Annotated in this window: 21 protein-coding genes; 7 read left to right on the top strand and 14 right to left on the bottom strand. The window is 68.1% G+C overall.

Features of this window, described 5'->3' with window-relative positions; all coding sequences use genetic code 11:
• Positions 1-74: 74 nt before the first annotated feature.
• The 4 genes from QRN34_RS11685 to QRN34_RS11670 all read left to right on the top strand — a co-directional run bounded on the left by QRN34_RS11685 (position 75) and on the right by QRN34_RS11670 (position 3,818).
• A complete protein-coding gene (locus QRN34_RS11685; RefSeq protein ID WP_285404640.1) occupies positions 75-971 on the top strand; it encodes a manganese catalase family protein in 897 nt (298 codons plus the stop codon).
• 103 nt (positions 972-1,074) lie between these two features.
• Positions 1,075-2,604 (top strand): cryptochrome/photolyase family protein, encoded by a 1,530-nt coding sequence (locus QRN34_RS11680; protein ID WP_285404639.1) that lies wholly within the window; start codon positions 1,075-1,077, stop codon positions 2,602-2,604.
• A 63-nt stretch (positions 2,605-2,667) separates the two neighbouring features.
• Positions 2,668-3,444, top strand: a complete 777-nt coding sequence (locus tag QRN34_RS11675) for an alpha/beta hydrolase (RefSeq protein WP_285404638.1) — start codon at positions 2,668-2,670, stop codon at positions 3,442-3,444.
• Positions 3,445-3,557: 113 nt separating this feature from the next.
• A complete protein-coding gene (locus tag QRN34_RS11670; protein ID WP_285404637.1) occupies positions 3,558-3,818 on the top strand; it encodes a hypothetical protein in 261 nt (86 codons plus the stop codon).
• Positions 3,819-4,053: 235 nt separating this feature from the next.
• Here QRN34_RS11670 and QRN34_RS11665 read toward each other — a convergent pair whose 3' ends face one another.
• The 13 genes from QRN34_RS11665 to QRN34_RS11605 all read right to left on the bottom strand — a co-directional run bounded on the left by QRN34_RS11665 (position 4,054) and on the right by QRN34_RS11605 (position 21,770).
• Positions 4,054-4,527 carry an Hsp20 family protein gene (locus QRN34_RS11665; RefSeq protein ID WP_285404636.1) on the bottom strand — a complete coding sequence of 158 codons (474 nt, stop codon included), beginning with the start codon at positions 4,525-4,527 and terminating at the stop codon, positions 4,054-4,056.
• 156 nt (positions 4,528-4,683) lie between these two features.
• Positions 4,684-6,246, bottom strand: coding sequence for a histidine kinase famiy protein (locus QRN34_RS11660; RefSeq protein ID WP_285404985.1), 1,563 nt, complete (start codon positions 6,244-6,246; stop codon positions 4,684-4,686).
• A gap of 226 nt (positions 6,247-6,472) precedes the next feature.
• On the bottom strand, positions 6,473-7,030 hold the full coding sequence (locus tag QRN34_RS11655; RefSeq protein WP_285404635.1) for a DUF4142 domain-containing protein: 558 nt from the start codon (positions 7,028-7,030) through the stop codon (positions 6,473-6,475).
• A 127-nt stretch (positions 7,031-7,157) separates the two neighbouring features.
• The gene (locus QRN34_RS11650; protein ID WP_285404634.1) at positions 7,158-8,558 is read right to left on the bottom strand and encodes an efflux transporter outer membrane subunit; all 1,401 of its coding nucleotides are present in this window, start codon (positions 8,556-8,558) and stop codon (positions 7,158-7,160) included.
• Positions 8,555-11,644 (bottom strand): CusA/CzcA family heavy metal efflux RND transporter, encoded by a 3,090-nt coding sequence (locus tag QRN34_RS11645; RefSeq protein WP_285404633.1) that lies wholly within the window; start codon positions 11,642-11,644, stop codon positions 8,555-8,557. The genes QRN34_RS11650 and QRN34_RS11645 overlap by 4 nt, the downstream gene beginning before the upstream one ends.
• Complete coding sequence (locus QRN34_RS11640) at positions 11,641-12,765, bottom strand: efflux RND transporter periplasmic adaptor subunit (RefSeq protein WP_285404632.1); 1,125 nt, start codon at positions 12,763-12,765, stop codon at positions 11,641-11,643. The genes QRN34_RS11645 and QRN34_RS11640 overlap by 4 nt, the downstream gene beginning before the upstream one ends.
• Before the next feature lie 267 nt (positions 12,766-13,032).
• Positions 13,033-14,328 (bottom strand): GTP-binding protein, encoded by a 1,296-nt coding sequence (locus tag QRN34_RS11635; protein WP_285404631.1) that lies wholly within the window; start codon positions 14,326-14,328, stop codon positions 13,033-13,035.
• Entirely contained in the window at positions 14,325-14,849 is a 525-nt protein-coding gene (locus QRN34_RS11630) for a DUF2796 domain-containing protein (protein ID WP_051938834.1), read from the bottom strand. The genes QRN34_RS11635 and QRN34_RS11630 overlap by 4 nt, the downstream gene beginning before the upstream one ends.
• A 56-nt stretch (positions 14,850-14,905) precedes the next feature.
• Positions 14,906-16,795, bottom strand: coding sequence for a cation-translocating P-type ATPase (locus tag QRN34_RS11625; protein WP_285404630.1), 1,890 nt, complete (start codon positions 16,793-16,795; stop codon positions 14,906-14,908).
• Positions 16,792-17,823 (bottom strand): SPFH domain-containing protein, encoded by a 1,032-nt coding sequence (locus tag QRN34_RS11620; RefSeq protein WP_285404629.1) that lies wholly within the window; start codon positions 17,821-17,823, stop codon positions 16,792-16,794. Before QRN34_RS11620 ends, QRN34_RS11625 begins: the two co-directional genes overlap by 4 nt.
• A 5-nt stretch (positions 17,824-17,828) precedes the next feature.
• Positions 17,829-18,785, bottom strand: a complete 957-nt coding sequence (locus QRN34_RS11615) for an SPFH domain-containing protein (protein WP_285404628.1) — start codon at positions 18,783-18,785, stop codon at positions 17,829-17,831.
• On the bottom strand, positions 18,782-20,620 hold the full coding sequence (locus tag QRN34_RS11610; protein WP_285404627.1) for a protease modulator HflK: 1,839 nt from the start codon (positions 20,618-20,620) through the stop codon (positions 18,782-18,784). The genes QRN34_RS11615 and QRN34_RS11610 overlap by 4 nt, the downstream gene beginning before the upstream one ends.
• Positions 20,621-20,804: 184 nt before the next feature.
• Positions 20,805-21,770 carry a hypothetical protein gene (locus QRN34_RS11605; protein WP_285404626.1) on the bottom strand — a complete coding sequence of 322 codons (966 nt, stop codon included), beginning with the start codon at positions 21,768-21,770 and terminating at the stop codon, positions 20,805-20,807.
• Positions 21,771-21,892: 122 nt separating this feature from the next.
• Here QRN34_RS11605 and QRN34_RS11600 point away from each other — a divergent pair, with 122 nt between their 5' ends.
• The 3 genes from QRN34_RS11600 (at position 21,893) to QRN34_RS11590 (ending at position 24,827) form a co-directional block, all read left to right on the top strand.
• Positions 21,893-23,416: a helix-turn-helix transcriptional regulator gene (locus QRN34_RS11600; protein WP_285404625.1), complete on the top strand. Its 1,524-nt coding sequence runs from the start codon at positions 21,893-21,895 to the stop codon at positions 23,414-23,416.
• A 107-nt stretch (positions 23,417-23,523) separates the two neighbouring features.
• Positions 23,524-23,703 (top strand): CsbD family protein, encoded by a 180-nt coding sequence (locus QRN34_RS11595; RefSeq protein ID WP_285404624.1) that lies wholly within the window; start codon positions 23,524-23,526, stop codon positions 23,701-23,703.
• Positions 23,704-23,774: 71 nt separating this feature from the next.
• Positions 23,775-24,827, top strand: coding sequence for a LacI family DNA-binding transcriptional regulator (locus QRN34_RS11590; RefSeq protein WP_036141736.1), 1,053 nt, complete (start codon positions 23,775-23,777; stop codon positions 24,825-24,827).
• A gap of 16 nt (positions 24,828-24,843) precedes the next feature.
• On the opposite strand, the gene QRN34_RS11585 is transcribed toward QRN34_RS11590, so the two are convergent.
• The gene (locus QRN34_RS11585) at positions 24,844-26,079 is read right to left on the bottom strand and encodes a GGDEF domain-containing protein (RefSeq protein WP_285404623.1); all 1,236 of its coding nucleotides are present in this window, start codon (positions 26,077-26,079) and stop codon (positions 24,844-24,846) included.
• Positions 26,080-26,156 lie beyond the last annotated feature (77 nt).

Below are 26,156 nucleotides of genomic sequence, written 5' to 3'. Positions count from 1 at the left end.
TCACCCGCTTGCTCCGCGCCCTAGACACCCGTGCGCCGACTCTGGCCGCTCAGCCAGCCAAGAGTAACGCCAGCATGTTCAGCCACAACAAGCGACTCCAGTACACCGTCCGGGTGAGCGAAGGAAACCCGGCGCTCGCCAACCTGCTTCTGGAACAGTTCGGCGGGCCGCAAGGCGAACTCGCCGCCGCCATGCGTTACTTCACCCAGGCACTGGCCGAGGAAGACGCAGGCCGCAAGGACATGCTGCTGGACATCGCCACGGAAGAATTGAGCCATCTGGAGGTGATCGGTTCGCTGGTCGCCATGCTCAATCGCGGCGCCAAGGGGCGTCTCGCGGAAGCGGTGGACGAAGAGGCCGTGTTGTTCCGATCGCTTCAGGGTGCCGGCAACGACAGCCACGTCACCCAGGTGTTGTTCGGCGGCGGCCCGGCCCTGATCAATTCGGCCGGGGTGCCGTTCAGTGGTGCCTACGTGGACAGCATCGGCGAGCCCACGGCGGACCTGCGTTCGAACATCGCGGCCGAAGCCCGCGCGAAGATCGTCTACGAGCGCCTCATCAACGTCACCGCGGATACCGGGGTGAAAGATGCGCTGACCTTCCTGATGACGCGCGAGATCGCCCACCAGAAGTCCTTCGAGAAGGCGCTGTACGCGATGGACAAGAGCTTCCCGCCGGGCAAGCTCCCGGGCGACCCGCGCTTCACCAATCTGTACGTCAATACGTCGCAGGGCGAAGGCGAGATGGCTGGACCGTGGAACCGGGGCGAGCAGTGGGAGGTCATGGTGCCCTCCGACGACACGATCCCGGTCGATGGTGGCGACGGCAGCGCGTCGGTGCAGCTGACGGGCGAGGAAGAGGCCGCAGTGGGCTTGTTCGCCACGCGCGGCGCGTCCGACCCGTCACGCGATCCCGTGACCGGTGCGGACCTGGGTGTCCTCAAGCAGGAGCCGAAGGACGCGAAGGCCTGATCGATTCATGGTCGTACGGGAGCATCGCGCTCCCGTACGACATTCGCCTGCGCTTGACGCGCGGGCTGTTGGACTCGTCCTTTCGGTGCACCAGGGGCAAGGGATGCGTCACCTCGTTATCGTCTTCGGTGACCAGCTGAACATGGATTCGGCGGTCTTCGACGATTTCGACCCGGGCCAGGACCGGGTCTGGATGGCCGAGCGCCGGGGTGAATCCGAGCATGTGTGGTCGCACAAGGCACGCACCGTGCTTTTCCTGGCCGCCATGCGCCATTTCGCGGCCAGCGTGCGCGAACGTGGCTATCCGCTCGACTACACCGCGATCGACGCGCCGGGTCCCGACGCGTTGCTCGACCTGCTTGCCCAGGCGATCGCCTCGGCGCGCCCACAGCGCCTGCTGGCGGTGCGTCCCGGAGAGCACAGGCTTCGCGCCGGCCTGCGCGCGTTGGCCGATGCCCATGGCCTGCCCTACGTGGAGCGACCCGACCGGCACTTCCTCGTATCCGCAGACGACTTTTCCCGCTGGGCCAGGGGCAAGGCCCAGCTCCGGATGGAGCATTTCTACCGCTGGATGCGTCGGCGCCACGACATCCTGCTGGACGACGGCGAGCCACTCGGCGGCCAGTGGAACTACGACACGCAGAACCGGAAGAGCTTCGGACGGCAGGGGCCGGGTTGGCTGCCGGCACCGATGCCGTTCGCACCGGATGCCATCACGCGATCCGCCGTGGACGATGTGGAGGCGATGTTTCCCGATCATCCCGGTAAAACCGGCGCTTTCGACTGGCCGGTGACCCGGGACGATGCCCTGCAGGCGCTGACCGACTTCCTCGACCATCGGCTGGCCGTCTTCGGGCCGTGGCAGGATGCGATGTGGACGGGTGAGCCGTGGCTTTATCACGCGCGCCTGTCGACCAGCCTCAACCTGCGCCTGGTATCGCCGGCGGAGGTGATCGAGGCCGCCCTGTCACGCTACCGCCAGGGCCAGGCCGACCTGGCTTCCGTTGAAGGCTTCGTGCGACAAGTGCTCGGCTGGCGCGAATTCGTGCGCGGGGTGTACTGGCTGGCGCCCGAGCGGCTGCTCGCCTCCAATGCGCTCGGCGCGCGGCAGGCGCTGCCGGCGTTCTACTGGACCGGCCAGACCGATATGCGGTGCTTGCGCGAGGTGATTACGCAGACCCTGCGCACGGGCTACGCCCATCACATCCAGCGGCTGATGGTCACCGGTAACTTCGCCCTGCTGCTGGGAGTCGAACCGGCGCAGGTCCACGCCTGGTACCTGGCTATCTACGTGGATGCCGTGGAGTGGGTGGAGGCGCCGAACACGCTTGGCATGAGCCAGTTCGCAGACGGCGGGCGCATGGTCTCGAAGCCCTACGCGGCCTCCGGGCGATACATCGAGCGCATGAGCGACTACTGTGAGGGCTGCCGCTACCAGCCGGGCAAGGCCACGGGCGACGAGGCCTGCCCCTTTACCACGCTCTACTGGGATTTCCTCGACCGCCATCGGGACCGATTCCGGCACCACCCACGTGCCGCGCTGCAGTGGCGCTCCCTGGACCGCCTGAGCGAACCGCAGCTGGCGGCCATCCGGGAACGCGCCGGGCGGCTGAGGGAGAGTTGGAACGCTTAAAGGGATGCCGGCCCCTCAAGCAGACGACGACGCCGGCCGATAACTTCCCTGGAGGAAGTCCGGATGCCACTACCGCTCGTCTACGTGCATGGCTTCATCGGCCATCTCAGGTTCCCGCAACTGCTCACCGGCATGGACCCGGCGTGGGTGCTCAGTCCCGACCTGATCGGCTACGGAGCCTATGCAGGACAACGCCCGCCCTCGGTCGCCGAGCAGGTGACCCACCTGGACGGCTTGATCCGCCAGGCCTTCGGCGAGCAGCCGGTGGTGCTCGCCGGCCATTCGGGCGGTGCGCCCCTGTGCATCCGTTTCGCGGAGCGTTGGCCCGACCGCGTGACCGGCCTGATCAGTGCCGAAGGCAATCTCGCCCCCAGCGATGCTTTCCTGTCGTCGCGCCTCGCCCCCATGGGTCCGGGACAGATCCAGGCATGGCTGGACCGCGCACAGGCCGACCCTGGCGTCTTCCTGGCTCCCGAACACCTGCGGGGCGATCCCGTGCATGTGGATCGTGTACGTGAATGGCTGAACCACCAGTCCGCCACCGCGGTCCACGCGATGGCCCGGGCGCTGCTGGTGGAAACCGTGCACCCCGGTTACGCCACGGCGGTGTCGCGGGTCATGGCGCAGACACCCACCTACCTGATCCAGGGCGAACTCTCGTCCAGCGCCCTCGGCGTGCCCACGCGTCTGGCCGCCATGGCAGTGGAAACCTACGTGATGCCCGGCGTCGGTCACCTGATGGTGCTGGAAGATCCGGAAGCCTTCGCCCGGATCGTCGCATCGATCGTCCGTGCCCTGGATACGCCGGTGGCCCGCGACTTCGCCATCGCGCGCGACTGACGCATTCGCGGGCCCTATCGCGTCCATAGCAACGAACGATTGGATCGCACGCGAGCAAGCGCGCAAGCTTTTACCCGAAGAACAGGGCGCCCCGCCCTGGCGCAGGACCTTGCATGAACACCTCCGTCTCCGCCCGCCCCGCTGGCCACGCGTTTCCGCTCGCATTGATCGTGCTCGCCCTCGGCGTCATGGCCACCGCGCCGCAGTGGCATCGCCTCGTCACTTCGGAGCAAAGGTCTTCGGCGTATTCGGCGGATACCGCAGCCACGGCACCGGTCCGCGCTTCCGCAGCGGGTACGATGCTTCCCTACGGCGTCTTCCCCGGCACCGCCGTGACGTCTTCCGAGCACACCCTGCCCTACGGCACGCCCTGATCGGCACGCGGCGTCGATCAGGGTGACGTGCGCCGATCAAAGCATCGCCCACATCGTGAGCTCCTACATCCGCACGCATGTAGGAGCCCACGATGTGGGCGATCCAAGTACACAGGTGTAGGAGCGCACGATGTACGCGATCCACGTACGCTCCCCCGCCAAATCCCAAGATTTCCCCGCAAAAAAAGAGCCCCGCAAACGCAGGGCTCCCGATACACATGTCACGAAACGCACATCACGATGCCGCCTGGTCCAGCAGGTGTCGCACGCTTTCCTTCGGATGCGGCTGCGACGCGATGTCGATACGCCGCGGCTTCATCGCCTCGGGCACTTCACGCTTCAGCTCGATGGAGAGCAGCCCGTCACGGAGCGTCGCGCCGGTGACATGCACGTGCTCCGCCAGTTCGAAGCGTCGCTGGAACGGACGTGTCGCGATGCCGCGGTGCAGGTATTCGCCCTCGGTTTCGGCCTGGCGTTCACCGCTGACCAGCAGCCAGTTCGCCTGGGTAGAAATCTCCAGTTCGTCCTCGCGGAAACCGGCGACTGCCATGGTGATACGGTACTGGTCGTCGGCGAGCTTCACCGAATCGAACGGCGGGTAGTTGTCGGCCGACTGGCCGCGCACGGTGGCCGCCTCCAGCAGGTCGAAGACGCGATCGAAGCCGACGCTCGAACGATGGAGCGGAGCCACATTAAGAAGAGTTCGCATAGCCATATCCTCGCAACATGGTAATGAGTTCTCGGCGCCACGCCCGGGATGGGCCGTGGCGAGGCTGGCCCCGAAGCGGCCAGCGGTCGTAATTTATGAACTTCCGAAAAAAGTTCAAGGGGCCCGATTCAGGAAACATTTAGCCGTCCATACCGGTCAACTGACGCCCGTGTGCCCCTCCAGGACGATACGAATCTTCCTTGCCAGTTCGGCGCGCCCATACGGCTTGTGGATGATGTCGAACTCCTTGCCGCCGGCGTCCTGGCGTTCGATCGAGGAATCGGCATAGCCCGTCGTCAGCAGGATGCGCACGCGCGGCAACCGCTCCCTCACCTTCCGGGCCAGCATCACGCCGTTCATGCCGCCGGGCATGATGAGGTCCGTGAACAACAGGTCGAACTTTCGCCCCTCGTCCAGGTAGGCGAGTGCCTCCTGTGCGTGCGCCGCCACGTGAACGGCATAGCCGTTCTCCTCGAGGATATCGCGCGCCAGTTCGGCCACGTCCTCGCGGTCCTCGACGACGAGGATGCGTTCGTGACCGCGGCGTTCCACCGTGGGGTCGATGCGTTTCTCGATCGGGTGATGGATATCCGCGCTGGCCGCCGGGAAGAACAGGCGCACCGTGGTACCCACGCCTTCTTCCGAGTAGATGTGCACCCCGCCCCCGGACTGGCGTGCGAAGCCGTACACCATGGAGAGGCCCAGGCCGGTGCCCCGGCCTTCTTCCTTCGTGGTGAAGAACGGCTCCATGACCCGCTGGATCACGTCCGGCGGCATGCCGTTGCCGGTGTCCGTCACGGAAATCTCGACGTAGCCGCCTGGGCGCAGGTCGCTGAAGGAGCGTTCGTCCGAGGGTCCGATGCTGACGTTCCGCGTTCCGATGGTGATGACCTGCCCGGTACGGCCGGCCATGGCGTCACGCGCGTTGATGACGATATTGAGCAGCGCCACCTCGCCCTGTGTGGGGTCGATGCGGCACAGGTGCAGGTCGTCGTCGAACTGGAGCCGGATGTCGGCGGCCTCGCCAAGCACGCGCAACATCATGTCGTGCATGCCCTCGATCAACGCGTTGGCGTTCACGGTACGGCCGTCCAGCCGTTGCTTGCGGGCGAACGAGAGCAACTGCTGGGTGAGCGTGGCGGCACGCTTCACCGCCTTTTGTGCCGAATCCACCTGACGCTGGATGCGCTCGACATCGGACTCCGGGCGCGCGGCGGTCATGCCGATGCCTTCGAGGTAACCGGTGATGACCTGCAACAGGTTGTTGAAGTCGTGGGCGATGCCGCCGGTGAGCTGTCCCAGCGCTTCCATTTTCTGCGCCTGGCGCAGGGCATCTTCCGCATCGCGCCGCCGGCTGATATCCAGCTGTGACGCGAAGAAATAGATCAGCTTGCCCGCGCGGTCGTAGACAGGGGAAATGAACAGCGCATTCCAGAACGTCGCGCCGTCCTTGCGGTAGTTGAGGATCTCGGTGGCGATCTCGCGCCGCTCCTCAACCGCCTTGCGGATCTCGGCCACGGTGTCCATGTCCGTGTCCTTGCCCTGCAGGAAGCGGCAGTTCTGGCCTATGAGTTCGGCCGACGAATAGCCGGTCATGCGGATGAAGGCTTCGTTGGCGAAGACAATGGGATTGTCCGGCAGGCTGGGATTGGTCACGATCATCGGCATGCGGGTGGTCTGCACCGCGGCGAAAAAGATGTCGTGCTCGGGATGGTCCATTCCCGTGTAACCCAACGCCACGCGGTTACCGCTGCCTGCCGTGTCGGCAGGCCACTGGGGTTCGTCGCTCATTCGGATCTCGTACTTTGACCTGCCGGGCCTGCCAGGCAGCGTGCATGGATAAATGTCGATCGGATGCCGTGAAACGCGCAGACCCCGGGCGAAGCTACGGCATCTATCGTAGCGGGCCCGGGGTCGGGCGTGAATACGTGGTCAGGAGCGCGGCTTACTTGCCCGCGGGCAGCTGTTTCGCCATCTCCAGGTGATGCTGCAGCGTGGGCAGGGTCTTGGTTGCGAAGGCCTTCAGGTCGGGATCCTTGCCGCCTTTCGATTCCTTCGTGAACAGCATCACCGCCTTTTCGTGGTCGGCCACCATCTTTTTCTTGAAGGCCGCGTCGAATGCCGCACCTTGCTTCTTGGCGATCATGGTCGCGGCCTTCGCGTCCTGGGCCATCGGCAACGTGGACACGGGGATGGACTTGCCGGCGGCGATGGTCTTGAGTTCATCGTTGGCCTTGGTGTGATCGTCCACCATCTGCTGGCCGAAGGCCTTCACGTCCTGCGACTGGCCCTGCTGCGCGCCCAGCTTGCCCAGCGACACTTCCGCAAGGCCCGCGGCGCTGGCGGCTTCGACGAACTTGGCGTCCGGCGCGTTGGTCATCGTCGCCGGATTAGGGGCCGCACGGTCGGCCTGGGCTTCATTGGTCTGTGCGAAAGCCATACCGGTGGTGCCAACGGCCAAGGCGAGGGCAAGGGCGAGGTAACGAGGGGCGAGACGGGTCATGGCGGTTCCAGCGGGATGAGGTACCCGGTGGTGTCTCACGCGTGTCATGAAAAGGCTGTGCAGGGATCGTCGTTGACGGCGGGGATTGGCGTCGGGGGGGAACGGGGATCGCGCACATCGTGCGCTCCTACCCAGGGGTGATGGCCTGCAGGAGGGCTACGGCATCTTCAAGGCGTTGCGTTTGCGCGCTAGCGAGGGCGACTTCGGCGTTGCGCAGTGTCTGCTCTGCGGCAAGTAGCGTGAGCGTGCTGATGTCACCGGCGGCGGACTGCGCCTGCGCCACCTGGTAGCTCTGCGCCGCCGCGTCACGTGCGGTCAGCGCCAGCTGGTATCCCCGTTCGTCGGCCTCGCGCGCATGCAGGGCATCGGCAACGTTGGCAAAGGCATTGATCACCGTGCTGCGATACGTCGCGGCGGCCTGACGGTCGGTCGCTTCCGCGGCCCGCTGTTTGTGCCGCAGTGCCCCGCCGTCGAAGATCGGCGCGGCCAGGTCACCGGCGAGGTTCCAGAACGCCGTGCCTGGCCCGAACAGCCTGCCGAAACTGGCCGCGGAGCTTCCGCCCCCGGCCGTCAGCGTCAGTGACGGCAACCGCATCGCCGTCGCCACGCCGACCTGGGCCCGCGCGGCATGCCATTGCGCCTCAGCCATGCGGATATCCGGCCGGTCTTCCAGCCATGCCGAGGGCACGCTCGCAGGCAGGTCGGCGGGCATCTGGATCGATGCCAGCGTGGCGGGATCGGCAGCCGGAGCCGCCGCGCCAAGGCCCTCGAGAACGGCATTGCGGTCGCGCTGCTGGGCCAGCTGCTTCTCCAGCGCGGGACGCTGCGCCTGCACGGCGGCCAGGACCGCGGTCTGCAACAGCACGTCGCCGCGCGATGCGTCACCCAGCGCGAGGCGTTTCTGCACGATCTCCAGGGAATGCTGCTGCGTCTGCACCGCGGCATCGACCGCGTGCAACTGCGCGGCCAGCCCGGCCTCCTGGATGAAGCCGACGGCCACGTTGGCAATCAGGGTCAGCCGCGTGGCCTGCCATTGGGCTTCCTGCGCATCGGCCTGCGAGACCAGCGCCTCGACGCTCCGGCGGTTGCCGCCGAAAAGGTCGGGCGTATAGGCCATCGTCAGGCTGGCGGTGTGCAGGCTGTACACGTAACTGCCGTCGGCAGGCACGCTGGAAAGAGCGCCGGAGGTCTTCTGCCGCGTGGGGTTCACCTCGGCACTCACGGCAGGGAAGAAGCTGCCGCGCTGCGCCTCGGCCGTTTCACGCGCCGCCATCAACGCCGCCTGCGCGGCCTGCACGTCGGGGTTGTTGCGCAGGGCGCGCGCCACGCGCGCATCCAGCTGCGCGTTGCCGAAACCGGACCACCAGTCGGCACGCAGGTCCCGTACCGGCGCGGCCGGGGCATCCGGCGACGGGTAGTCCCGAGCCAGGTCGGGGTGCCGGAAGTCGGGCCCGACGGCGCAGCCCGCAGCCAACAGCGGCCAGGCCAGGATCGCCATGCGGCGTACGTACGAATGCAACGGCATCATGCGTCGTTCCTCCGGCGGCCGGCACGGCGCTCCGCGCGCGCTTCGATCAGGCAATACAGCGCAGGCAGCACGAACAGCGTCAGCAGCGTGGCGATACCCAGCCCGCCCACCACCACCGTGGCCAGCCCACGCTGCACGTCGGTACCGATGCCCGTGGCCAGCGCGGCGGGCAGCATGCCGGCGGTGGCGACCGTCGCGGTCATCAGCACGGGTCGGAAACGTTGCGTCGCGCCGGCCATCACGGCATCGACGATACCCACGCCTTTCTCGCGTACCCGGTTGAAGTTGGACACCATGATGACCCCGTTCTGTACCGCGACGCCGAACAGCGCGATGAAGCCCACCGCCGTGGCGATGTTCAGCGTCTCCCCGCGCAGCACGATGGCCAGCATGCCGCCCAGCGCGGCCAGCGGCACCACGCCGAGGACCAGCGCGGCCTGGCGCAGCTTGCCGAACTCGGCGAACAGGAAGATCGTCATCACCGCCACCACCATGCACAGCGCCAGCGCCAGGCGCGATTGCGCGCGTTGCTGGTTCTCGAACTGGCCGCCCCACTCCAGCCGGTAACGACTGCGGTCGAAATGCACATCGGACTGGATCTTCCGGTTGGCCTCGGCGAGGTAATCGGACAGGGCCCGCCCTTCGTTGTCCACGCGCACGATGAGGTTGCGTCGGCCCATCTCGTGCGCCACCGTGGCTTCGCCGGATTGCTCGCGGATATGCGTCACCATCGACAGCGGCACCTGCATGCCATCGGCGCTGCGCAGCGTCAACGTGCCCAGCCGGTCGCGGTCGGCGGCCACGTCGCGCGGCACCTTGGCGGTCATGTTGTAGACGCGGTCGTCCACGTAAACCTGCGACACGGGCGCACCGCCCAGGCCGGTCTGGATGAGGGCATCGATGTCCGCCACGTTGATGCCGTAGCGCGCGGCCGCTTCGCGGTCCACCTCGATGGCGATCTGCGGCACGGGCGACTCCTGGAAGATGGACGCGTCCGCGGTGCCGTCGATACCCTTGAGCACATCGACCACACCGTTGCCGATCCGCCGCAGTTCCTTGAAGTCGTCGCCGTAGATGCGCAGCACCAGCGGGCTGTGCGCCCCGCCGATCTTGTCGTTCTCGCCGTCCACGATGGGCTGGCTGATACCGACGCTGATACCCGGCATGGCGCTCAGCCGTCGGTTCAGCCGGGCGACGAAGCTGGCCTTGGTCTCGCCGGCGGGCCAAGTGTCGTAAGGGGTCAGGCCCACGCCGGATTCGATGTGCGAGGGCGTCCACGGATCGGTGCCGTCGTCGTTGCGGCCCAGCTGCGTGACCACGTAAGACACTTCGGGGAAGGCACGCACGGCCGCCCGATAATCGGAGGCCATGGCGCTGGCCTTCTCCAGCGACAGGCCGGAGGGCAGCTGCACCTGCACCCACAGGGCGCCCTCGTCGAGATCCGGCAGGAATTCCCGCCCCACGTTGCTGCCCATGACGGCGACACACGCCAGGGTGACCAGCACGGCCACCGCCGCGATCCATGGCCTGACCAGCAACCGGCCGAGCGCACCCGCATAACGGTTCTGCAGCCACTCCAGCGGCTTGTTGTGGAACAGCTTGTGCGGCTTGCGAAACGCGAGGTACGCCAGGCCGGGAATCAGCACCAGCGTGGTCAGCAGCGCGCCGATCAGCGCGAAGCCCACCGTATAGGCCATCGGCGCGAACAGCTTGCCTTCCGCGTGCTCGAACGCCAGCAGCGGCAGGTAGGCGGTGATGATGATGAGCGTGGCGAAGAAGATCGGCCGGGCCACCTTGGCCGTCGCCTCGAGCACTTCCTCCGGCGACAGCGTGGTGGTCGGATGCGCCTCGCGACGTCGCAGGATCGTCTCGGTGACCACGATGGCGCCGTCGACGATCACGCCGAAATCGATCGCGCCGAGCGAGAACAGGTTCGCCGGCGTTTTCGTCAGGTGCATCAGGATGAACACCACCACCAGCGAAAACGGGATGGTGACGGCCGCGATCAGCGCGCTGCGCGGGCTGCCGAGAAACAGGATGAGCACCAGGCAGACCAGGCCGACGCCTTCCACTACCGTGTGCTGCACCTTGTGCACGGTGGCCTGGACCAGGTCGTCGCGATCGATGTAAGGCACGATCCGCACGTCTTCCGCGGCCAGCTTCCGGTTGAGTGACGACACCGTCGCGTGGATGCCCTGCAGCACGCGCGAGGCGTTCTCGTGCAGCAGCATGTCGACGATACCCTCGACCGCATCGGGGTTGCCGTCCTTGCCGAGGATGCCCTCGCGGGTCTGGTGACCGTACGACAGCCGACCGACGTCGCGCAGCATCACGGGCACGCCGTGGTTGTGCGCGACCACGATGGCGCCCATGTCGTCCAGCGACCGGACCAGCCCGATGCCGCGCACCACGTAGGACTGCTCGCCGCGCGAGATGCGCCCGCCGCCCGCGTTGGCATTGTTGGCGGCCATCGCGGCGATCACGTCGTTCATGCCGACGCCCAGTCGTTGCAGGGCGGCCGGGTCCACGGTGAGCTGGAACTCCTTGGTGAAGCCGCCGAAGTTGTCCACCTCGGCCACCCCGGGTACCTGCTTGAGGGCCGGGATCACCACCCAGCGTTGCAACTCGGACAACTGCATCAGGTTCTTCGACGGCGATTCCAGCGTGTAGCGGTAGATCTCGCCGGCAGGGCCGGACACGGCATCCAACCCGGCGGACACGCCGGACGGCAACGACACGTCGGCCAGCTTCTCGCGGATGCGCGAGCGTACCCAGTAGTCCTCGCTGCCTTCCTTGAAGGTCAGCGTGATCAGCGACAGGCCGAACGAGCTGCTCGACCGCATCGTGGCCAGGCCCGGCACACCGGCCAGCGCGCGTTCGATCGGCGTGGTGATCTGCTGCTCGATCTCCTCGGCGGCCAGGCCGGGCGCCTGCGTGGTGACCTGCGCGGTCACGTCACTCAGCTCCGGGTAGGCCTCGATGGCGATCTGGGTGGCGGCGTAATAGCCGTAGCCCAGCGTGAGCAACATCACCGCGGCCACTACGCCCAGGCGATGGAAGCAGAACGTCATCAGGCGCGCGATCATTGCAGCAGCACTCCGCCACGCGTGACCACGGCATCGCCGGCCTTCAGGCCCTGCACGATCTCCACGTCGGCACCCACCTCGCGGCCGGCCTCCACCGTGTGTCGTTCGAAACACCAGGGCGCGCGTTCGAGGAAGACGCTCAGCCGGTCGTTGTCCATGACCAGTGCGCTTTGCGGCACCAGTACGTGGGGGCTATCGGGCGCGTCGAAGGTGGCCTGTCCGAACATGTTGGGACGCAGGCGATCCTCCTGTCCGGCCACGACGAAGTGCGCCTTCAGCCGCCGCGTGTCGCCGTCCAGTGCCGGATCGATCGCCTCCACGCGACCCTGCAGCACCACGCCCGGCAAGCCGATGAAGGTCAGTGCCGCCGTGCTGCCGCGATGGACCCAGCCGGCCTGGTCTTCGGGCACGTAGGCCGTTACCCAGGCATGGCCGGTGTCGCTGATCGTCAGCAGCGCCGTGGTCGCATCGGCGACCAGCGCACCCGGCGCGACGCCGAGTGCGGTGACGACGCCGGCCAGCGGCGCCCTGACCGCGACGCTGCCGTCTTTCGCTACGGCATCCGCCCCGCCGGCCAGGGCGGCCAGGCGTGCCCGTGCGCGGACTTCCTCGGCAGTCGCCTGGGCCGAGGCGCTGCGCGCGGCTTCCAGGTCACGGGTGGACGCGCCACCGGCGTCGCTGACTTTCTGCGCACGATCCAGGGCCTCACGAGCCAGGGCCAGCGCGTCGACCGCCTTGCGTTCGTCCGCGCGGGCATCGGCGATGTCGACCGACGCCAGCGTGAGCAGCACCTGGCCTTTTTCGACACGATCGCCCAGGCCCACCCGGATCCGTGCGATCCGGCCGGTGCCGGGCGAGACGATGGCAACGGTGTGCACCGGATCGGCTTCCACCGTGGTCGGCCAGGTGACATGCGCGGCGGCGGCATCCACCCGCACCGGCGCGATGGTGAGGGCCCGACGCAACGGCGATCCGGCCCCGACCTTCAACACACCGTGTTCCACGGTGAAAGCGGGCACCGGCGCGGCAGCCGACGGCGGGTGCGAACAACCGGCGAGAGCGCCGGCGAGGGCGACCAGGGCGAACGGGACGAGGGCAAGGCGAAGGGCAAGGGATGTCATGGCGCGATCTCGAGCGCACACGCAGACGTGCACCGCCCGATGCGGAGGCTCGGGCGTGCGACGCGATACGTGTCATGGAAAACGAAGGGCACCCGCGACAGCGGGCCACCCGTGGCATGGCCGTGCGGTCAGGCCGATGGTGGCGGTTGCATGCCCCTGCGTTTATAGCTCGTTGGATACATCGCGCCGCTCCAGGGATGGTCGCTGCACTGCAGCAGCGCGATTAACGCCGAGCCGTCTTTCGGTCGTCTTTCCGAAGGGCGTTTTTTACGAATTATTTTCGCGCGACAGCGACCAGCCCGGGAACGGATCGGGCAACGATCGCCAGGCGACGGTACCCAGGGCCATTTCCTCGTCGGTGAGCAGGCAGGCATCCAGTGCCTCGCGCACCGCCGCCTCAGGCAGGTCGACACCGATCATCACCAGTTCCTGCCGACGGTCGCCGTAACGGGCGTCCCACAGCGCCAGCACCGCCCGGCGCTGGTCGTCGCCCGGCAGCTCGTCGGCGTCCGGCGGGGACACCCCGAGATCGCCTTCGACGAAGGGCGCGCGAAGGCCGGCGCGCACGCGATGACGACTGGCCCACCAATGACCGGCGGCGGCGACCTCGGTGGCACCGCCGGCCACGGCCAGGCTGCCTACCCAGTCCATGCGCGAGGCCAGCCAGAAATAGCCCTTGGCGCGCAGCACGCCGCGGATGCCCTCGTCGAACAGCCGTTGCAGACGTGCCGGATGGAACGGCCGCGTGGCGCGATAGACGAAGCTGGTGATGCCATAGGCCTCGGTCTCGGGGGTGTGCGCCCCCATCAGCTCCTTGACCCAGCCCGGCGCCGTCTGCGCCTTGTCGTAATCGAACAGGCCGGTATCCAGCACCAGCGCGAGGTCCACCTCGCCGAACGCCGCCTCGACGATCCGCGCGTCACGGTTGAGCGCACGCAGCACGGCGCGCACCTGCCGCCGTGCCACGCTGTCCAGCCGGTCGCACTTGTTCACCACGATGACGTCGGCGAATTCCACCTGCTCGGTGAGCAGGGTGACCAGCGAGCGATCGTCGTCGTCGCCGTTGGACTGGCCACGCGAGGCGATGGAATCGGTGGAACAGAAATCGGCGAGGAAACTGGGGCCGTCGACCACCGTGACCATCGTATCCAGCCGCGCCAGGTCGGACAGCGAGAAGCCGTCCTCGTCACGCACGTGGAAGGTCGCTGCCACGGGCATGGGCTCGCCGATGCCCGTGGATTCGATCAGCAGGTAATCGAAGCGGCCTTCATCGGCCAGCCGGCGCACCTCCTGCATCAGGTCGTCGCGCAGCGTGCAGCAGATGCAGCCGTTGGAAAACTCGACCAGTTTTTCCTCGGTGCGACTGAGATCGGCACCGCCGTCGCGGATCAGCGACGCATCGATGTTCACCTCGCTCATGTCGTTGACGATCACCGCCACCCGTCGTCCGTCTCGGTTATGCAGCACGTGGTTCAACAACGTGGTCTTGCCCGCACCGAGGAAACCCGACAACACGGTGACGGGCAACCGGTTCGCGCGCGTGGCGGCGAAGGGCGCGCTCATGGCTGCAGGTCCACGTGGCTGGCGGTGCCCTGCAGGGTCTGCTGGTTGCTGCCCGAGCCACCGATGGTGTCGACCACGATCTTCTGCAGCCCCGGGAACGCCGCCGCCAGACGAACGTCGACGTGATCCAGCCGCGCCGCGGTGTGGCAGGTGTAGTGATACGCCGCGTCGATATCGGCATGGCCGCCGGGCTCGGTCGCACCGCCGAACCCGTGCGGCGACACCGTCGCGGACACGAGCGTGCAGCTGGCCGCCGCGGCGGGCACGAACCAGGTTCCCGCCTTCAGCGTGGCAAGGGCCTTGTCCAGCGCCGCGTGCTCCTGCGCCGAGCCCGGCGGGTGCTCGAAGCCGACGGCGTCATGGCCGGGCAGGCTCAACTGCACGTCGAGCGCGTCGGCTTCCATCGACACGCCGACGCTGGCCTGGCCATGCACATGGGGCCCCAGGTGACGTTCCTCGGCGCCGGCGGCGGCGGGCAACAGCGCGAGCAGGAACGGAAAGACCATCATCGACATATTCATGGGTTCGTCTCCGGGTGAGTATTGTTATAATATAACACTCGAAGCGAGCGATGGCGTCAGGTTTCGTTGAATTTGAGCAGTCTTCCTGCATTCGCGATGACGATGAACGCGCCGAGGTTTTGCAGCATCGCGGCGGCGAGGGCGCCGTTGCCGGCCCATCCGCCGCCGAGCGCCATGCCGACCAGGGCCAGTGTCCAGGCCGCGCTGAGCCCCAGGTTGACCCGCAGCGTGCGACGGGTGCGACGCGCCAGGCGCACCGCCGTGGCGATACGCGAGAAGTCGTCGCCCGCCAGCACGATATCCGCCGAGGCCAGGGCGATGTCGCTGCCCTGCCCGCCCATCGCCATGCCGACCAGGCCCGCGCGTAACGCCAGGGCATCGTTGATGCCGTCGCCCACGACCAGCGGCTTGCCACCCGCGGCGACCACCGCCTGGACGAAGGCCAGCTTGTCCGGTGGCAACGCCCCGGCGACGACATCCTCCAGGCCCGCGATGGCGGCGACCCGGGCGGCTTCCGACGGACGATCGCCGGTGAGCAAGGCTTGCCGGCGGATGCCCAGCCCGCGCAGCGCGAGCAAGGTATCGGCCACGCCCTCGCGCACTTCGTCGGCCAGGCAGACCCAGCCCAACAGACGACCCGCCTCGGCCACGGCGGCCACCGGCCCGTCATGATCCGGCGGCTCGGACACCGACACGCCATGCTGTCCGAGCAGGCTTTCGCGACCCAGGAACACGGGTCCCGAGGGGCCCTGCCCGCGCATGCCGAAGCCGGCTTCCTCCCGGATATCGTCGAGCGCGGCCGGCGTGCCCGGCCATTGCGCGATGGCACGCCCGACCGGATGGGTGCTGGCCGCGCCGAGCGCCATGGCGACCGACGCCAGCCTGGCGCGATCGTCCTCGCGCGATGGCGCCAGCCGGACCACACGCAGGCGGCCGGTGGTGACCGTGCCGGTCTTGTCCACCACCAGCGCATCGGCTTCGGCCAGGCGTTCGAACACGATGCTGCTCTTGACCAGGATGCCGTGGCGCGCGGCCACGCTCACCGCGGCCAGCGCGGTGGATGGCGCGGCCAACACCATGGCGGACGGGCACGCGGCCACCAGCAGCGCGAGCACGGCGCCCATGCTCTGCGTGGTGAACCAGAGGATCAGGGCGACGAGCAACACCAGCACGAGGTAGCGTCCCGCATAGCGCTCGAGCAGCCGGGTGATCGGCGGCTTGCTCCGCTCGGCATCCTGCATCAGCGCCACCACGCGACCGAGCGCGGATTGCGCGCCGACGCGCGACACGCGTACGTGCAGCAGGCCGTTGAGGCTGAGCGAACTGCCCAGCACGGTGTCGCCCACCGCCACTTCCACGGGCAGCGATTCGCCGGTGAGCGATGCGGTGTCCACGCTGGCCGTTCCCGTCACCACCACGCCATCGGCGGGTATGCGATCGCCAGGCCGCACCTCGATCACGTCGCCGGCCACCAGCCGCTCGGCAGGCACCGTGTCTACTTGGCCTTCGCGCACCACGCGCGCCGTGCTGGCCGTGAGGGCGGTCAGGGCTTCCACCGCTTCGCGCGTGCCGAGCAACGAGCGGTCTTCCAGCATCTGCCCGACCAGCATGATGACCGGCAACAGCGTGGCGGTGACGAAGTTGGCGGACACCAGGCAGGCCAGGATCGCCAGCGCCACCAGCTGGTCGACCACGCCATGCAGGTCGGGCTGGTGCAGGCTGCGCAGGGCCGAGGCGAACGCGGGCCCCGCCACGAGCACGGCGGCGATGGCCTGGAGCAGGCCCACCTCGACCGTGCGCTCGGGAAACAGTGCGGCCAGCACGAACGAAAAGGCGATGAGGCCCGCGGCCAGCAACACCGCAACGATGCGCAGGCGCCAGCGGCGACGCTCGCTGCCGGTCAGCAGCATCGCGCCCGGCGAGGCGACAGTGGTGGTGGCGCTCATGGGCTCGCTCCGGAAATCAGGACATGCGTACGATCGCCCGCCGGTACCGTATCGACCCGGCCGACAATGTCGAAGATCGACCTGACCCGCTCGCGATAGATCTGATCGACCACGGTGCGCCGGTCCAGCGAAGGGTCGCGGCCCAGCGAGAGCACCACGGCCGAACGCTCCTCGGCCTTGTGCACCGTCTCCTGCGCGCGGGCATGCGCCTCGTCGAGGGCACGCGCGCGATTCTGCTCGGCCATCTGGCGCCGGTTCTCGGCAGTGGTCCGCGCATCGGCCAGCGAGCGCTCCACCTGCTGGCCGACGGTCAGCACACTGTCGAACGACTCCTTGGCCCCGGCGGGGATCGACGGCACCACGTCGATGCGCGCCACGCGGATGCCCATGCCGCCATGGGTATCGGCCGCGGCGGCCAGGCGCCGGTTGACCTCGCTCACCAGGTCGAGTGCGAAATGTTCGCGCTGCATGGCGAGTCGTGGCGTGCCCGCCGCCTCCGGCCGTGCCACCAGGATGCCGTCGAGGGAGCGGCTGGCGCACAGGTGTACGGCGGCGGCGATGAGCGCACGCCGCAGCAGGGGCTCGATATGGTCGCCCGCTGTCACGAAGGCCACCGGATCGTCGATCTGGTAGAACAGCATGGTGCGCAGGTGCACCAGCGCCCCGTCGCCGGTCATGAAGAACCACGTGTTGTCGCGCGCGTTCGGCGACGTGGCGGCACCCTGCCCCGGCACGTCCTGCATGCCTTCGTCCATGGGCGATCGCGTCTCGAGCACGTCGGGCGCGAACTGCACCTGGCGGCCCTGCGAAGGCAGCAGGATCACGGCATCGATCGGCGCGGGCCAGGTCAGCAGCAGGCCAGGGCCCGCCGTGCGGACCACCTGGCCGAAGCGCGTGACCACCGCGCGGCTGTCCGCCGGCACGCGCTGCACGCCGTGCAGCAACCAGGCGCCCGCCAGCAGGGCGACCAGCGCGAACAGCAACCGGAACGACCAGGTCAGCGTGTCGGCAAGGACGGGTGCACGCACGGCCCTCATGGCTTCTTCGCGCCCTGCCCGGCCGCCGGACCGTCCACCAGCATGCGGAACGGCGCGGCATCCGTGCGCAGGATGATCCGGGTGCCCGGCCCGACCGCGGCATCCATCGTGTCGAACGATCGCAGCATCGTGTAGAGCTTCGGATCGGTGGTGTACGCCTTCTGGTAGATCGCGGTGGACTGCGTCTGCGCGTCCGCCTCGATACCTGCCGCCTCGGCCTTGGCCCCGGCCACGGCGATGCGTGCGTCGCGCTCGGCTTCGGACACGATCTGCGCCGCCTGCCGCTGGCCCTCGGCGGAACGTTGCGCGGCCGCCGTGTCACGCTCGGATTTCATCCGGTCGATCGTCGCCTGCAAGGCTTCGCTGGAGAGCGTCAGGCGCTCGATACCCACCTGGCGGATGTCGACGCCGTAGACACGCCGGGCCTGCTCACCCACGCGCTCGCGCAGCCGCGCCTCGAACGCATCGATGCGGATGCGACCGGGATCGGTGTTGACCATCTGGGCCAGGTCGAAGCTGCTGGCCGTCATTTCCAGCGACGACGCCATCAGGCTGCGCAGCTGCGACGCGGCCACGTCCGGATCGTTCTGCACGGCACGCAGGAACAGCTGCACGTCGTCGGCGCGATGCGGCACCGACCAGACCACATAGGCCTGCACCAGGACACGCAGGCCGTCGCGCGTGCCCACGTCCTGCAGGCCGCTCGAGGTAGTGCGCAGCCGGAGATCCACCAGCGTGGTGGCCTCCACCGGCGCAGGCCATTTGAAGGCCGCGCCCGGTGCCAGCAGGACGCGGTCCGGACGGCCGAACCGGGTGACCACCACGCCCTCGCCCGGGCTGACGATGACGATGCACGCGCAGACCGCGGCCAGCAGCACGATGGCCGCCGCCACGGACCAGCGGACGGCACGGGCGCGTGGCGACGAGGTGGCCGATGCTTCGGTAATGCTCACAAGGTGTCCCCTGGTCCGGCCGCGACGGGTCGAAGGTCGAGCGTGGCCTTCTCGCTGTCGAGGCGGTGATCGATGATGGTGAGGTGGGCACGGTTGAGCGCGTCGCCCACGTGCGTCAGCCAGGATTCGAAAACGAACACGTCCGGCCCGGCATGCAGGCTTCTCGTGCTGGCCTGGAAGGTGGCGAAGGTGGCCTGCGCGCCGCCGATCTTCTCGCTGGCCTCGGCGCGGGCCTGGTTGACCGTTCGTGATGCGTCCTGGGCGGCACTGCCGCGCAGGGCGAACGCGCGTGCCTCGCTCTGGAAACGCATCGCGTCGCTGCGGATGCCCGCCGCCTGCACGTTGTGGTACGCCGAGGCGGCGCCGCTGGGCGGATGGATCGCCTCCACCACCACGTTGACCACCGCGATGCCCGCATGGAAAGCGGCCACGCGCCGTTGCAGGTCGTCGCGAAAGCGCTCGACGAAACCGGCGCGGTTTTCGCCCAGCAGTTCGTCCAGCGTGGACGACGAGAAATGGGTCACCAGCATGCGTCCCGCCTCCGCCCGGACGAGCGCGGCCGGATCGGTGGCGCCGTACACCGAGGCCATCGCGCCCTCGTCGTCGTCGGCCACGCGGAACACCACGCGCAGGTCGACGTTGACCACCTGGAAGCCCTGCCGGTCACCGGAGCGGCTGGCGATGAGGTAGCTGGCCTCGCCCGGGTGCGAGCCATCCCACAGGCGGTCCGCCGTCGCGGCCGGAATCGCCTCCGCGCCCATGGCGCCCTCGGCATCGGCGGCACCCGCGCTGGCCAGTTCGGCCATGAGGCGACCGCCCGGCTTGCCGGAAAACACGATGGGCAACGGATGGATCACCCCGAACTCCACCGTGCGTGCGCGCCCCAGCGGCCATGGCAGGTGCACGTGCAGGCCCGGTCCGACGACGGCGACCGGCACGCCGAAGCGCTCGACGACCGCGCGCTGCGACACGCCCAGGACGGTCACGGCGCTGGACAGCCACGCCAGCAGCAGCACGAAGAGGCCGGTCGGCAGCGCGGCACGGGCAAGGAAAGCCAGTACCCAACTGCGCGCGAGATCGATCCCGTAGGCATCGCGCAACCAGCGTGCCGCGCGGCCCGGACGCGGCCACGCCATGCGCAGCACGGAGGTCAGCCACGGCAGGGCCGGATTGCGCCGCGTGGACGTGGCACCCAGCGGCATGAACAGTTGCAGCGCCGCGCGCAGGATGGACTCGACCGCACAGGCGCCGATGACGCCACCGACGACGTAAAGCACGCCGTTGGCCCACAGGTAGCCCTGCGCGGCGAACAGGCTGGCGACGCCGCCCGCGGCCAGGGACAGCAGCGGCGCCCGCAGCAGATCGCCCACGCCCGGCCCGTCTCCAGGCGACCAGGTCGCCGCCAGCCTTTGCAGGAATACGGCGGGTAGCGTGGCCAGCAGCAGAACCACCGCGGTCCACAGGGGCGGCGGCGTATCCATCCAGCCTGGCACGCGGAGGAACCCGACGACGCCCAGCAGCACGACGAGGTTGCCCGCGACGGCCACGATCCCCGGCAACCAGTCGCCGGTCCAGTCGATGGCGTCGAACCGTGCCCGAAGCCGGCGTAAGGCAAGCGTGGCCTGTGCGAGCCAGGGCGACGACGGCAGCTTCGGGTAGGCCATGGCCCGGGCCGGGCCGACCCAACCGTCCGGCCGTGCACGCACGCGTGCTACCAGACCTTCGGCGAACCACCCCGTGGCGGCGGCCAGCAGGGACAGGCCGGCCAGGCGGAGCGCCAGTGCGTCGGCCGACAGGGCGACCAGGGAAAGGACGAAGGCAAGCGTGCCGGCCACCGGCATGATCCAGGGGACCGATGGCGACGGACGTCGGTCACCAGCGTGCGAATACGGGAGCATGAGCGACGCCTGGAAACGAAAAGGGCCGGACCCCACGAGGCGTCCGGCCGCGACGTTATGTTATAACGTCTATCGCAATCAAGTCCCACGCGTCATTCCTCAGGAACTTGCGAACGCGCGATCAGGCATCGACGACCGGGGCGCTGCGGCGACCGAAGATACCCGCGACGAACGACGCGATGGCACCCAGCACCAGCATCGCCAGGGTCATCCAGGCGGCACGGGAGACACCGCGCGCGGCGACGTCGGCCGCTTCACGGGCCTTCTGCTCGGCGGTGGCCTTCAGCGCGTCGTAGCGCGCCACCGCCTGGCGATACGTGGAGATGTAGTTGTCGGCGATCTGCGCGGCCTCGTCGTGCGACTTGCCAGTACGTGCGGCGATGATGTTCACCAGCGCATCGCGATCGGCGGCCTCGAGCGCCGGCTTGCCCTCGCTGCGCACGCGATCGAACCAGGCGGCCAGGTCGTCGGTAGCACCCTGCGGGGTCTGCGCGGCGTTGACCGCGGCCTGTTTGCCCGCATCGGCCGTATCGGCGGCCTTGTCCTTGAGCGTCTCCGGATTCAGTTCCGGCTTGCCGGTCTGGCGAAGCGTGGTCTCCAGCTGACCTTGCAGGTCTTTCCAGTCCATATGGATGCCCTGCTTGTCGAGCTGGTCCTTCAGGCCATCGGCCACACCCGGCGCCGCGGCGGCGATGCCCGCGCCCGTCAGCGACAGCCCCTTGCCGACCACCGCACCCGCGGCATCCGCGGCGCTACCGGCCAGGCTGGCCAGCAGCCAGGTGGTGATCAACGAGGTCAGCGCCCAGGTCAGCAGACCATGCATGCCGCCGCCGACCGACGCAAGGCGACCGGCCACGAACGCGCCGACGATGACGGAAACCAGGGAGGTGACGACTACCCAGATGCCGGCGCCGGTCGCCAGCCCGCTGACCGGACTGGCCTCGCGCAGCGGGTCGATCGTCGACGCACCGATGGCGGTGCCCAGCACGCCCAGCGCCAGATAGGTCACCAGTGAAAACACGCAGCCGGCGATTGCCGCACCCCAGGACATCCTGGGAACCAGCCTGTCACGCATGACCAGAGCCATGACCGTTACCTCGTTACTGTGGGGAAAGGTTGGCAAGTCTGGGGATGCCCTCGCTTTGACGCCTGATCCGGATGCATCATGCGGCCTAGTGCATTCGCCTGACGCTCCTGAGGAAACCTTCGATGTCGGTCGTTGAACCCAGCGAGGCACCGCCCGCCCCGCCCCGATCCACCAACCGTCGCCAGTTGCAGCAGATCATCACCGGGCTGACCGAGGGCGTGATCCTGGTCGAGCCCGACCAGTCCATCACCTGGGCGAACGAAGCCGCCCTCGCCATGCACGGCGCTGGCGACGTGGCCGAGCTGGGCGCCACGGTCAGTGAGTACCGAGACCGTTACCGGCTGCGCTATCGCAACAATCACCGGCTGACCAAAGGCAACTACCCGATCGACCGGGTGATCGCCGGCGAAATCTTCGACGACGTGGTCGTCGAAGTGGTGCTGGCCAGCGACGAGGAACGCCGATGGGTGCATCGCGTGCGCAGCCTGGTGCTGACGGACGCGGACGGCGCGCCGGACTGCCTCGCCCTGATCGTCGCCGATGCCAGCGACTGGGCCAGCGCCGAGCAACGCTTCGAGCGCACGTTCAACGCCAACCCGGCGCCCGCCGTGATCTGCCGGCTGGAGGACAAGCGCTACATCAAGGTCAACCAGGGCTTCCAGGAGATGACCGGCTACACGCGCGAGGACGTGATCGGCAAGACCGTCGCCGACGTGGACGTGCTGGAGTTGGCCGACCGGCGCGAACTGGGCCTGCAGCGCCTCAACGAGGGCGCCACCGTGCCGCAGATGCAGGCGCAGCTCAGCCTTCCCGACGGTTCGACCAAGTGCGTGGTGGTGGCGGGCCAGCCGATCGAGATCGGCGAGGAAGCCTGCATGCTGTTCACCTTCATGGACCTGGAACCTCGGCGGCGCGCCGAGGAAGCCCTGCGCCAGAGCGAGGAACGTTTCGCCAAGGCGTTCCGCATCGCGCCGGTGCCCACCCTGATCTGCAATGCCGACAACCTGCAGGTGGTGGAGATCAACGACGCGGTCACGCAGACCACCGGGTATGCCGCCGAGGACATCATGGGCCGGTCGCTCAAGGAGATCGGCCTGTTCGCCACGCACCAGGCCTATAACCAGTTCTGCCGGGCGCTGGAAGAAAGCGGCAGCCTGCTCAACGTCGAATACGCGGTGGAGCGCAAGGATGGCGACGCGCTCGATTGCCTGGTCTCGGCGGACACCGTGAGCATCCACGGCGTGCGCTGCTACCTGGTCTCGCTGATGGACATCACCGATCGCAAGCGCACCGAGATGGAGCTAGTGGCGGCCATCGAGGCCGTCATGCAGGACGCCTCGTGGTTCAGCCAGACGCTGCTGGAGAAACTCGCCAACGTGAAACGGGGCAACCGCCCGCTGCAGGCCGAAAGCCTGGGCATCGCCGAACTCACCGCACGCGAGCGCGACGTGCTGGGCCTTCTCGCCGAAGGCCGCGCGGACAAGGACATCGCGCTCGAGCTGGGCGTGTCGCACAACACCGTGCGCAACCACGTGGCGGCGCTGTATTCCAAGATCGACGTGCACAGCCGTGGCGAGGCCATCGTCTGGGCACGCGAGCGCGGCGTACACGGGCGAGACGCCAGGCGCGAGCCACGCAAGCGCTGACCCGTGCCGCCGATGCGAATGCACCAGGTCGCCTGATGCATCCGCACGTGGCCTGCACATCCGCTCCGGTAGACGATGGCCCTACACCCACAACGAGGCATCAGCGCATGGACAAGAACCGCGTCGAAGGCGGCATCAAACAGGCCAAGGGCTCGATCAAGGAAGCGATCGGCAAGGTCACCGGCAACAAGCAGGCCGAAGTCGAAGGCGCCGCCGAGAAGAACGTCGGCAAGGTGCAGCGCAAGGCGGGCGAAGTGGCCGACAAGGTTCGTGACGCCACGAAGTAAGCACAATTGAGTTTAGCGGGCTGGGCGGTCACTATCCGGGGTATTCCCGTCAGGTTCCCTACGCGCCCGCCATGCCGCCCAAGAAAAGCACGCCGAAGAAGACCGCTCCAGCGAAGGCAAGACAGAAGATGCAGATGGCGGACATCGCCCGCCTGAGCGGCGTGTCCAAGTCCACCGTATCGCGCGCACTGGCCGGCAGCGCGCTCATCAGCGAGGAAACCCGGGAGCGCGTCCGCGAGGTCGCCTCCCGTTTCAAGTACACGATCAACCGGATGGCGGTGGAGTTGCGCTCCGGCACCAACCGCACCATCGCCGTCGTGGTGCCCTACGAGGACCACTGCCGCCAGACCTTCGCCGACCCCTTCTTCCACGCCATGATCGGCAGCCTGGCCGACGCGCTGACCGAGCGCGGGCTGGAAATGCTGCTCACGCGCGTTCCCGCCGACCACATCGATTCAATCGCCGCCATCGTCGACGGCGGCCGCGCCGCGGGCGTCATCCTCATCGGCCAGTGGCGCCAGCACGAGGCGCTGAACGAACTGGCCGCCCGGTCCGTACCGTTCGTGGTCTGGGGTGCCCACCTTCCCGGGCAGCAATACTGCAGCATCGGTGGCGACAACCGGCTGGGCGGCCGCCTTGCCGGCGAGCATCTGGTGGCGAAGGGCCGCACGCAGGCCATCTTCCTGGGTGACCGCGAGCTACCGGAAGTGGCCCTGCGCCTCAAGGGCTTCACCGAGGCCCTCAAGGCCGGCGGCGCATCCCTCGGCGCGCGCCGGATCAAGGCGACGTCGTTCCTGCCGGACTCGGGGCGCGAGGTCATGCAGGCGGTGATGAAAGAAGGCCATGCCATCGATGCCATCTTCGCCAGCAGCGACCTCCTGGCCATGACGGCCGTGGGCGTCCTGCACGAGCACGGCATCTCTGTACCTGGCGACGTATCCGTCATCGGCTACGACGACGTGGGCATCTCGGCGCACTTCAATCCGCCGCTGACCACGGTGCGACAGCCCATCCATGCCGGCGGCGTGGCGCTGGTCGATGCATTGACCCGGCTCATCGCCGGCGAAGCCGTAGCGGACGAGCCCATGCTGCCGACGGAACTGGTCGCGCGCGCCAGCAGTTGAAGCTGCCGCCGCGACCTCAGTAACCCTGGCCCGTCGCGGTCCTCGACTCGATCGCCACCGTGGGCGACCCGCCGGCCGATGACACCACCACCCGGTTGCGCCCGCCCCGCTTGGCCGCGTACAGGGCGCTATCGGCCGTCATGACCATGTCGTTCCAGGCCTCGCCCGGCTGCGCCACGTGCAGCCCCACGCTGACCGTGCAGGCCAGGCTGTCGCGCGCGTTGAGCAGGATGGGTTCGCCCTCCACCGCCTGGCGCAGTCGCTCGGCGACCAGTCCCGCCGCCCACTCGTCGGCATCCAGCAGCAACACCATGAATTCCTCGCCGCCCACGCGGCCCAGCCGGTGCGGTGGCGGCACATGCAAGCGCAGCCGGTCGGCGATCGCGACCAGGGCCTCGTCGCCGCCGACATGGCCCCAGCGATCGTTGATCCCCTTGAAATGGTCGACGTCGATCATCACCACGGCGATCCGCTGGCGCCGTCGGGCTGCATCCACGGCGGCGCGCTGGCCCACCTCCCAGATCACACGGCGATTGGACAAGCCGGTCAGCGCATCCTGGCTGGCATACCGGACCAGTTCGGCATCGAACTGCCGGGTCAGCATCCACAGGAAGCCCGGCGTGATGACCCAGGTCAGGAGCAGCCGGGTCAGCAGGCCGAAGTTCGCGGTGGGATCGACCCGGAAAGCCATGTCGGCATGGGCCAGCCACCACAGGCAACGAGCCAGCAGCGCCAGCGCCCAGAGGAAATGGAACGCGGCGCCCACCCGGGCCGCGACGCGCCGGGATTCGTCACGGCATTGCCACAGCATGACGCCGGCCGTCACGGTGAGGATGCCCCGCAGCGTGGTGCCCGCCGGAATCATGAACTGGTAGTACTGGCCCACCACGCCCACGTAGATCACTTCGAGCAGCCCCATCAGCGAGACCAGGACGATCAGAGGCCAGATCCGGAACGGGCGATCGAGATACAGCCAGAACGAAACGAGCGAGAACGTCGTGCCCAGGTCGATCAGGAGGTTGCCCACCACGCTCGACCCGATCACGACGACACGGAACGCGGGCACGATCAACACGATGAAGCCGGCGGCTATGCCGGCATGACTGGCCGCCATCCACAGCATGCCCTGGATGTAGCGACGCTTGCGCAGCGCGACGTGCAGGGCCGCGAACATGATGGCGGACAGCGTCGCGAACAACGCATTGATGATGAGCAAGGTGCCGGCATGCGCCTGCGCCGCGAGCCATTCCACTTAGATCACCAACCCTGACGAGTGACGGGCGTTCGCCCGGCGCGAAGTATAGAGCGAGCCCTTTTTACCAAGGCTAC

The sequence above is a fragment of the Luteibacter sp. ME-Dv--P-043b genome (genome assembly GCF_030209605.1).
Taxonomy (GTDB): Bacteria; Pseudomonadota; Gammaproteobacteria; order Xanthomonadales; family Rhodanobacteraceae; genus Luteibacter.
The sequence above is the reverse complement of the archived record's forward strand: the minus strand, read 5'-3'. Positions and strand labels throughout refer to the sequence as shown.

What these genes read in the sequence shown, in the direction of transcription:
- QRN34_RS11650 (WP_285404634.1), bottom strand. Translation starts at nt 8,558, where the DNA reads ATGATGCCGTTGCATTCGTACGTACGCCGCATGGCGATCCTGGCCTGG.
- QRN34_RS11600 (WP_285404625.1), top strand. Translation starts at nt 21,893, where the DNA reads ATGTCGGTCGTTGAACCCAGCGAGGCACCGCCCGCCCCGCCCCGATCC.
- QRN34_RS11595 (WP_285404624.1), top strand. Translation starts at nt 23,524, where the DNA reads ATGGACAAGAACCGCGTCGAAGGCGGCATCAAACAGGCCAAGGGCTCG.
- QRN34_RS11640 (WP_285404632.1), bottom strand. Translation starts at nt 12,765, where the DNA reads ATGACATCCCTTGCCCTTCGCCTTGCCCTCGTCCCGTTCGCCCTGGTC.
- QRN34_RS11660 (WP_285404985.1), bottom strand. Translation starts at nt 6,246, where the DNA reads ATGGACCATCCCGAGCACGACATCTTTTTCGCCGCGGTGCAGACCACC.
- QRN34_RS11635 (WP_285404631.1), bottom strand. Translation starts at nt 14,328, where the DNA reads ATGAGCGCGCCCTTCGCCGCCACGCGCGCGAACCGGTTGCCCGTCACC.
- QRN34_RS11625 (WP_285404630.1), bottom strand. Translation starts at nt 16,795, where the DNA reads ATGAGCGCCACCACCACTGTCGCCTCGCCGGGCGCGATGCTGCTGACC.
- QRN34_RS11590 (WP_036141736.1), top strand. Translation starts at nt 23,775, where the DNA reads ATGCCGCCCAAGAAAAGCACGCCGAAGAAGACCGCTCCAGCGAAGGCA.
- QRN34_RS11655 (WP_285404635.1), bottom strand. Translation starts at nt 7,030, where the DNA reads ATGACCCGTCTCGCCCCTCGTTACCTCGCCCTTGCCCTCGCCTTGGCC.
- QRN34_RS11675 (WP_285404638.1), top strand. Translation starts at nt 2,668, where the DNA reads ATGCCACTACCGCTCGTCTACGTGCATGGCTTCATCGGCCATCTCAGG.
- QRN34_RS11630 (WP_051938834.1), bottom strand. Translation starts at nt 14,849, where the DNA reads ATGAATATGTCGATGATGGTCTTTCCGTTCCTGCTCGCGCTGTTGCCC.
- QRN34_RS11665 (WP_285404636.1), bottom strand. Translation starts at nt 4,527, where the DNA reads ATGCGAACTCTTCTTAATGTGGCTCCGCTCCATCGTTCGAGCGTCGGC.
- QRN34_RS11670 (WP_285404637.1), top strand. Translation starts at nt 3,558, where the DNA reads ATGAACACCTCCGTCTCCGCCCGCCCCGCTGGCCACGCGTTTCCGCTC.
- QRN34_RS11645 (WP_285404633.1), bottom strand. Translation starts at nt 11,644, where the DNA reads ATGATCGCGCGCCTGATGACGTTCTGCTTCCATCGCCTGGGCGTAGTG.
- QRN34_RS11685 (WP_285404640.1), top strand. Translation starts at nt 75, where the DNA reads ATGTTCAGCCACAACAAGCGACTCCAGTACACCGTCCGGGTGAGCGAA.
- QRN34_RS11680 (WP_285404639.1), top strand. Translation starts at nt 1,075, where the DNA reads ATGCGTCACCTCGTTATCGTCTTCGGTGACCAGCTGAACATGGATTCG.
- QRN34_RS11605 (WP_285404626.1), bottom strand. Translation starts at nt 21,770, where the DNA reads ATGGCTCTGGTCATGCGTGACAGGCTGGTTCCCAGGATGTCCTGGGGT.